The organism is Stutzerimonas stutzeri (genome assembly GCF_000935215.1).
Classification (GTDB): domain Bacteria; phylum Pseudomonadota; class Gammaproteobacteria; order Pseudomonadales; family Pseudomonadaceae; genus Stutzerimonas.
Genome location: NZ_JXXD01000286.1, coordinates 1 through 1,343, shown reverse-complemented (window position 1 = coordinate 1,343; position 1,343 = coordinate 1). Strand labels below are relative to the sequence as shown.

Here is a 1,343-nt window from a genome sequence, read left to right as displayed (position 1 = left end):
CGCTATCACAAGCTGGCCACGGTCGAGACCGCCGCACCCGATGACCAGGCGATCATCAGCATCTTCGCCGCCGAGGCGCTGGAGATGCCGCTGGTCATCCGCATGCTCGAACGTCATCCGCTGGGCAGCCAGGCCTTCATCCCGCTGCTCGGCAACCCTTTTCTGGTCGTGGTCGCGCCACTTGGCGATGCACCTGTACCGGGCCACGTCCGCGCCTTCCGCAGCAACGGCAGGCAGGGCGTCAATTACCACCGCGGCGTCTGGCACCACCCGGTGCTGACGATCGAAAAGCGGGATGAGTTCCTGGTGGTCGATCGCAGCGGTTCTGGCAACAACTGCGACGAGTACTTCTTCACGGAGGATCAGCAACTCCTCCTCGACCCCCAACGGGAATCGACATGACCGCTACTGCGCTGGCTCATTCGGCGTTGCCTTGCCTGCGTTCGCGCCGCGCTCAAGCCGATTCCAATAAGAAGAAATACGGCCGCCTGCAGGCCGCAAGAGGTGCATGACAAATGGACGCCCATCTGACCGAATGGCTGAACCTGAGTATCCGCTGGATTCACATGATCGTTGGCGTCGCCTGGATCGGTGCTTCCTTCTATTTCGTCTGGCTGGAGAACAACCTCAACCGCGCCAACCCGCGTGAGGGCCTGTCGGGCGATCTCTGGGCCATCCACGGTGGCGGTATCTACCACCTGGAGAAATACAAGCTGGCGCCGCCGCAGATGCCGGAAAACCTGCACTGGTTCAAGTGGGAGGCCTACACCACCTGGCTGTCGGGCGTGGCGCTGCTGATGGTGGTGTACTACCTCAACCCCAGCCTGTACCTGATCGCACCGGGCAGCGAACTGTCCCCTGCGGCGGCTATCGCTATCGGCTTTGGCTCGCTGATCGTCGGCTGGTTCGTCTACGACCTGCTCTGCGACTCGCCGCTGGGCAAGACCCCCGCCCTGCTCGGCCTGGTGCTCTTCGTGCTGGTGATCGCCGCGTGCTGGGGCTATTCGCAGGTATTCAGCGGCCGCGCAGCCTACATCCATACCGGCGCGCTGATCGGCACCATCATGGTCGGCAACGTGTTCCGCATCATCATGCCGGCTCAGCGTGCGCTGGTCGCCGCCATCGAACAGAAGCGCACGCCCGATCCGGTGCTGCCGGCCAAGGGCCTGCTGCGTTCGCGGCACAACAACTATTTCACCCTGCCGGTGCTGTTCATCATGATCAGCAACCACTTCCCGAGCACTTACGGCAGCGAATACAACTGGCTGATCCTCGCCGCGCTCGGCGCGCTGTCGGTGCTGGCGCGCCACTACTTCAACACCCGCCACAACAGTAATTGCTTC

General features: G+C 62.8%; 2 protein-coding genes. Both read left to right on the top strand.

Annotated elements, in window-relative coordinates:
• Nucleotides 1–402: ureidoglycolate lyase (locus LO50_RS21965; RefSeq protein ID WP_044316364.1), on the top strand; the 402-nt coding region annotated here is incomplete at its 5' end.
• Between the two features lie 113 nt (nucleotides 403–515).
• On the top strand, nucleotides 516–1,343 hold an 828-nt coding region (locus tag LO50_RS21960; protein ID WP_044316363.1), incomplete at its 3' end, for a urate hydroxylase PuuD.